The 6,232-nt window shown below is 43.8% G+C and carries 7 protein-coding genes and 1 tRNA gene; 5 read left to right on the plus strand and 3 right to left on the minus strand.

Translation table 11 applies throughout. The features are described 5' to 3' along the window. Nucleotides 1-553: 553 nt before the first annotated feature. Nucleotides 554-1,390 carry a phosphocholine cytidylyltransferase family protein gene (locus PF479_RS07195; RefSeq protein ID WP_298004190.1) on the plus strand — a complete coding sequence of 279 codons (837 nt, stop codon included), beginning with the start codon at nucleotides 554-556 and terminating at the stop codon, nucleotides 1,388-1,390. Next, on the plus strand, nucleotides 1,377-2,015 hold the full coding sequence (locus tag PF479_RS07200; protein ID WP_298004174.1) for a CDP-alcohol phosphatidyltransferase family protein: 639 nt from the start codon (nucleotides 1,377-1,379) through the stop codon (nucleotides 2,013-2,015). The genes PF479_RS07195 and PF479_RS07200 overlap by 14 nt, the downstream gene beginning before the upstream one ends. Nucleotides 2,016-2,045: 30 nt before the next feature. Here the strand turns inward: PF479_RS07200 and PF479_RS07205 are convergent, their stop codons facing one another. Beyond that, on the minus strand, nucleotides 2,046-2,321 hold the full coding sequence (locus tag PF479_RS07205) for a peptidylprolyl isomerase (RefSeq protein ID WP_298004177.1): 276 nt from the start codon (nucleotides 2,319-2,321) through the stop codon (nucleotides 2,046-2,048). A 173-nt stretch (nucleotides 2,322-2,494) separates the two neighbouring features. Here PF479_RS07205 and PF479_RS07210 point away from each other — a divergent pair, with 173 nt between their 5' ends. Genes PF479_RS07210 through PF479_RS07220 form a run of 3 tightly spaced genes read left to right on the plus strand, consistent with a single transcriptional unit; the run spans nucleotide 2,495 to nucleotide 4,906 of the window. Then, nucleotides 2,495-3,466 (plus strand): MqnA/MqnD/SBP family protein, encoded by a 972-nt coding sequence (locus PF479_RS07210; protein ID WP_298004179.1) that lies wholly within the window; start codon nucleotides 2,495-2,497, stop codon nucleotides 3,464-3,466. 1 nt (nucleotide 3,467) lies between these two features. Then, nucleotides 3,468-4,205: an ABC transporter permease gene (locus PF479_RS07215; protein WP_298004181.1), complete on the plus strand. Its 738-nt coding sequence runs from the start codon at nucleotides 3,468-3,470 to the stop codon at nucleotides 4,203-4,205. Continuing rightward, the gene (locus PF479_RS07220; RefSeq protein ID WP_298004184.1) at nucleotides 4,202-4,906 is read left to right on the plus strand and encodes an ABC transporter ATP-binding protein; all 705 of its coding nucleotides are present in this window, start codon (nucleotides 4,202-4,204) and stop codon (nucleotides 4,904-4,906) included. The genes PF479_RS07215 and PF479_RS07220 overlap by 4 nt, the downstream gene beginning before the upstream one ends. 45 nt (nucleotides 4,907-4,951) lie before the next feature. On the opposite strand, the gene PF479_RS07225 is transcribed toward PF479_RS07220, so the two are convergent. Further along, on the minus strand, nucleotides 4,952-5,965 hold the full coding sequence (locus PF479_RS07225) for an NYN domain-containing protein (protein ID WP_298004187.1): 1,014 nt from the start codon (nucleotides 5,963-5,965) through the stop codon (nucleotides 4,952-4,954). 193 nt (nucleotides 5,966-6,158) lie between these two features. Further along, nucleotides 6,159-6,231, minus strand: a tRNA-Phe gene (locus PF479_RS07230). Nucleotide 6,232: the final 1 nt, after the last annotated feature.

The following is a 6,232-nucleotide window of genomic DNA, read 5'->3' on the forward strand; positions in this document are numbered from 1 at the left end:
ATGTATTTCATGGTCTTTTATTCAATGTCCAATCAATATTTAATGAATATGGAAACAAATTCTTATAGAGCTAGACAAGAATGAACAATTGAACTAATATGTTAATTCTTAACACGCTCCTGCCCAAAAGTGGCGAACTCAGTATCGTCTGATATAATAGTTGGGTGAAAAGAATAAAAATCTTTTGTTCTTTTCTTTATATAGTGTCTTGATATAACAAGTTAAAACTGTTTCTGATTCAGTTCAGAAATGCACTCATCTGAGTCATTCTATTCTTTGATTCCCTTAGAGAAAAACCATCTCTAAACGAATGTTTTTTACATTTCGCTGTCTTTTTTTAAATCTTTTTATAGATAACGTATGTTGTTTATTTTAGAACCACACAAGAATTGTGGTTAAATCGATTCCGATGAATTTATAAGTCTATGTTCAATAGAAAGCTATTTAGAACCTTACAGGTTTCCTATCTCCTTTCTAACCTTGTTATTTAATTTATTGTAATAAATTTTTAAAGGATAGTGATTTGAAAAAAAACACACAGAAAAATGAACCTGTGTCTACGGCTTTGCTCCTTGCTGCTGGAACAGGCAGCCGACTGTATCCATTGACTAAAAACGAACCCAAATGTATGACAATCGTCAATGGGCGATCAATTCTTGAACGGATGGTATCCAGTTTGAAACGACAGGGTTTTAAAAGACTGGTTATAGTTACAGGGCATCTCGAACATTGCATCAGAGACTTTCTCGGAGATCAGAGCGGCGAACTCTTTATTGAATATATTTTCAGTCCACTCTATAAAACAACGAATAACATTTATTCTTTATGGATGGCCAGAAAAATAATCCGGGAGCCTTTTCTCTTGCTTGAAAGTGATCTAGTTTTTGATGATTCTCTACTAAGTGAAATGATATATCCGGATCGGATTGCTGTTGCAGCAATGCAGCCCTGGATGAATGGCAGCTGTGTGACAATTGATCATTCCGCAATGGTTGATACCTTTGAAATGGGTGACCACGAAGTATCAGTTCAGGATAGATATAAAACTGTCAATATTTATAGTTTTTCTCTTGAGTCCTGGAAAAAGATTATAAAAAATCTGGATAAGCAGATTTCCTCTGGAAATGTAAATAGTTATTATGAAATAGTCTTTGCTGAAATGGTTTCCGATAACAACCTGAGTTTTCAATCGGTCTCCTTTGATAGTAAACCATGGTATGAAATAGATACTCTGGAGGATCTTGTTCTAGCTGAGAAGATTATTCCGTCTCAGCCGCATAAAACTGGTAAAACCAGCTACCAGCCAAAACAGATCCCTCATTATCAGAAATTGATTCATACTTCTTCTACGCCTAAAGTAGCAGAAAGAGGCTTACATGCATCAAAGTGATAAAGTACATCAGGAACAGAAAGAACTCACAATGCTCCATTTTGTAAAAGACCTTCCCAATATTTGCTCTCTAGCGGGATTGTTTTTTGCTTTGCTTGCCATATATTATGCCGTACTGGGTACTTTCCCTCTGGCTCTAATTTTTATTCTCTGGGCTGTCCTTTTTGACTGGCTTGATGGCATTATCGCAAGAAAAATGAAATCCAGATCACAAGCACATAAAGATTTCGGGCCTCAATTAGATTCACTCATTGATATGGTGAGTTTTGGTGTTTTTCCGGCTGTCTTTCTTTTAAGCTATGGAAATTTCAATCCCTCGTTTATTCCCGGGGCTTTTTTGATTGTCGCCACAAGTGCGATAAGACTCAGTTATTTCAATATTTTCGGAATGATTGACGGGCAGACCTACAAAGGGCTGGCCCTGGACAACAATGTCATCATCCTGGCTCTTCTCTATCTGTTTGAAGGATTTTTCAGTCATCCTGTTTTTGCTATTATTCTGTATACCGCATTAATCGTTATGCTGGGTTTTAATCTGGCTCCCATTAAAACACCAAAGTTTACCGGGAAATGGATCTATGCTCTGGTTATATACACTGTTATCATGACCATAATTCTTGGCTAACCAGTAGATTGAATCGGATGCTGTATTACATTAGCGGCGTCCGGTCAACTTGATAACATGAAATCCGAACTGAGTCTGCACCACATTGCTGTAGCTGCCTACGGACATTCGTTTGCAGGCTTCTTCAAACTGACCTACCATTTTTCCAGGACCAAACCAGCCCAGATCCCCTCCCTTGTTCTTGCTGGGGCAGGTGGAAAACTCTTTGGCCAGGGCCGCAAAATTCCCCCCTTTTTTGGATCTTTTGAGCAGATCATCTGCCAGGCTTCTATCTTTTACCAGTATGTGACTCGCTCGCCATTCCATGGTTAAACCTCCGGGGTAAACATTCTGAGGCCTATTATAGTCAGACCGTTTCTTTTTGACCAGTGTTCTTATTGACGATTCCGCCCATCCTGCGTATTGTGAAAGTCATACTACTATCTACCCCTGAGGTACTGTTCATTTTTTTGATACTGACTGAAGGGAAGGAGCACAAATTGAAACATATCTTTTTCACTATTTTATCCCTGATCATTCTACTTCCTCTCATGGCCTCGGGCAGCCCTGAAACCATCAGCCGTGGAATTCCTGAAGAACCGGTCAGCGTCGCTCTCTTAAATGGTCCATCCGGGATCGGTCTGATAAAACTGAAATCTGAGAACCCTTTTCAAGGGTCAGAGGTCCTTATAGACACCCAGGTACTGGGAGCACCCAAGGTCCTAATGGGACAGATGCTAAAAGGGGAGTGGGATGCTGCGGTTCTACCTGCCAACATGGCAGCACTCCTTTATAATAAAGGGGTCGCCTACAGATGTATCGGGGTGACAGGACTCGGAAATCTCTACCTGGTGGCTCATAAGGATGTGCAGATTTCATCCATAAAAGACATGGCTGAGCAGACGATTTATATCCCCGGGAAAAACACGACTCCCGATCTGATTATCCAGCTTCTGGCCGCCGAGTACGGCATCGATCTGAAACTGGATTACAGTTTTAACCCTGCAGATCTGGCAAAGGCACTGGCCGGCGGTATCGTGAATGCCGCCGTATTGCCTGAACCCCTGGCCACGATTGCACTGAAATCAGGACAGGATCTTGTGATCGCAGCTGATATGCAGAGTCTCTGGAGGGACACTTTTCCTCTGACACCAGATTATCCTCTCACCGTGATGGTGGTCAGATCTGATTTTGCCGATCAGTATCCCGACCTGGTGAATATACTGAGGGATGCGGCTCAGGAATCTCTGAACTGGGTGACAGAGAATCCTGCTGAAGCAGCGGGTCTTATCAAAGAACAGGGCTTCACTCTGCCTCCGCCCATTGTGGCTCAGGCCATTCCCAGGAGCAATTATGTTTTTCTGAAAGGGAAGGAGATGGAAGCCCTGATGGCACCCTATTTTTCGAGTCTGATGACCCTCAATCCTGATGTCATCGCTGCTGTTCTCCCGGATAAAGAATTCTACTACTGATATGACTCTTACAGGAAAGAGAAGTATTACCACCATATTATCTCTCCTTCTGTATATGATGATATGGAAGATTCTCTCCCTGATTATAGGCCGGAGTATTATCCTGCCCCCTCCCGAAGAGGTACTCCTTCAGACCTTGACGTTTCTGGGGAGAGCCGGGTCCTGGAGAATGATCCTGGCCAGCACCCTCCGGGGGATGGGCGGGTTTTTCATCAGTCTTCTCCTGGGAATGCTGACAGGTTTTTTTGCAGGAAAAAGCCGCTTCTTTAAATGGTTTTCAGATCCTTTTCTCATCAGTATCCGTTCCATTCCTGTTTTGTCCCTCATACTCCTGGCCATTATATGGTTTCCCACAGAGATGGTGCCGGTGTTCATCTGTTTTCTGGTGGTCTATCCGGTGGTGACATCTGCGGTTTCCATGGGGGTCAGGCAGGTGGACCCGGAGCTCCTTGAAATGGCCGGTGTTTATAATAAGTCCAGCTGGGTCATTTTGAAGGATATTACTCTTCCCTCTATCGCTCCCTATCTTCTCAATGGAATCTCTACCGGCCTGGGATTGACCTGGAAATCGGTTGTGGCTGCCGAGATTCTCAGCATGCCCCGGGAGGGCCTGGGGACCGCCATGCAGACGGCACAGCTCCAATTGGATACGGATCAGCTTTTTGCCTGGACACTGATTGTGGTCCTTCTGGCGGGGTTGAGTGAGTTTCTAGTTCAGCTTCTGGAGAAAAAACAATGATAGCCTGGGAACACTGTAGCTTCGCATATGAAGATCTCCCTATTCTGGATGACTTTTCCTTCTCCCTGGGTGAGACAGGAATGACCGTTTTCCTGGGACCCTCGGGTTGTGGAAAAACGACCCTGCTAAACCTGGCTGCCCGGCTTTTGCAGCCTGGCAAGGGGAGTCTCATCAGAAGGGAAGAATCTTTGAGTTATCTATTTCAGAAACCCAGACTCCTTCCCTGGAAAACAGTGGGGGAGAATATTGGCTTTCCTCTCTCGGATTCCATGGCGGCCGATGAAAAGCGTAGAAAATGTGATTCCCTTATCAAATTAGTCGGTCTTCAGGGATTTGAGGATTTCCATCCCTCCAGACTGAGCGGCGGGATGGAACAAAGAGCAGCCATCGCCCGGGCTTTTATCACTGAGAGTCCTCTCCTGTTGATGGATGAACCCTTCAAAGGCCTGGATATCAAACTGAAAATGCCCTTGATCCGCCTATTGAAAGATCTGCTTCAGATCAGGAAAACCACGGCTGTTCTGGTGACTCATGATGTACGGGAAGCCATCTTGATGGGCGACAGGATTGTCTACCTGGATGGACCGCCTCTGGCTGTTCTCGAAGATATGAAGGGTTTGTTTCCTGTGGAAGAGAGGAATACAGAGTCTCAGGGATTCTATGAGATGGAAAAAAGGCTTTATAACTTGATTCTGAACTGAAAAGTGCAATAAAAGACGGCTCTGAAGATCAAAGCCGTCGTATTCTTATTTTTGGAGTTTTACAAAGCTCCTGAGATTTTCCATCTTGGTTTCTACCAGGCCTCTGGCCTCGGCGGAAGAGAGGAACTTCTTGAACTGACTGAATCCCAAAACTTTCATTACAACACCTTTATTCTTTAATTCAGAACTGATAATGCTGTAGGGATGGAACTGGGGTTCTTTTTTTCCATCCAGTGCCTCGAGGGTGGACACAAGAGTTTTCAGGGCTGTTTGAAGTGAACTCACTTCCTGTATATAGCCCTTTCCGGGAAGGATCAGGGTTTGATTCTCTTCATCCTGAAGGGTTACATATCCGGCTCTTACAGCAGCCGAAACAAAGTCACTCCAGCGCTTATATCCTCTTGGTCCAATCTTCTTCTCATTAAAGTCGCGGTTAAGCATTTTCATTTTGATTTTGACTGATCCCATATTGGATGACTTATTGACTTTCTGTAAAAATACCGCTGATTCTGCCAGGCGTTCAAACCAGTACTCCTTGGGGAAGTTCTTACGACCGCTTTCTTTTTCGTCGGGTTCTGTTTCATCCGTCTCATCATCGTTATCGGGCATCAGTTCTTTATAATCCGCAAAACTGTCTGCCAGGATCAATAGGTCTTGAGCCGCCGTTTTTATGTCACAGATAATATGAACCTTCTTGCCTGATTTTCTTAAAGTTAAAAGAAGAGATCGAAAGTCACTGTCACCAGTGATCAATACAAATGTTGTGATGTGTTCATGAAAGCGTATGAGTTCCAGGGCGTCGGTGACCAGCTGCATGTCTGAACCGTTTTTATTTTTACGGGTCTTCTGGTAGGGAATATGGAGCATGTTGAAATGAAGTCCTGCTAGGGTCGGTCCCAGGGAACGAAACCCCGGTTTGCTCCAGTCGGCATAGGCATAGGATGTTACAACCCTTCCCAGCGACTCGGCATAATCCCACATCCCCTGTATCAACAGGCTGTCGCTGCTGCGGGGAGTTACATTTTCTATGTCCCAGAGAACGGCTACATTCTCGTTCATAATTATATCCTCCAATATCCACATTAAGTGTGGATGTTGTTTTCGAGTTTATCTCTTTTTATTAGAACAAATTCAAAAATAAATCACTCATTTGATGAGAATTGTTTAGGACCAAAGAGCTTGTAGTACAGCAGGGGATGCAGAATGGAAAAAAGTTATAAAAAAACCGTTCCCAGAAGGAACGGTTCAGTTGTGCCACCGAAGAGATTCGAACTCTTGACACGCGGATTTTCAGTCCACTGCTCTACCGACTGAGCTACAGCGGCA

It is taken from the genome of Oceanispirochaeta sp. (assembly GCF_027859075.1).
Lineage (GTDB): Bacteria > Spirochaetota > Spirochaetia > DSM-2461 > DSM-2461 > Oceanispirochaeta.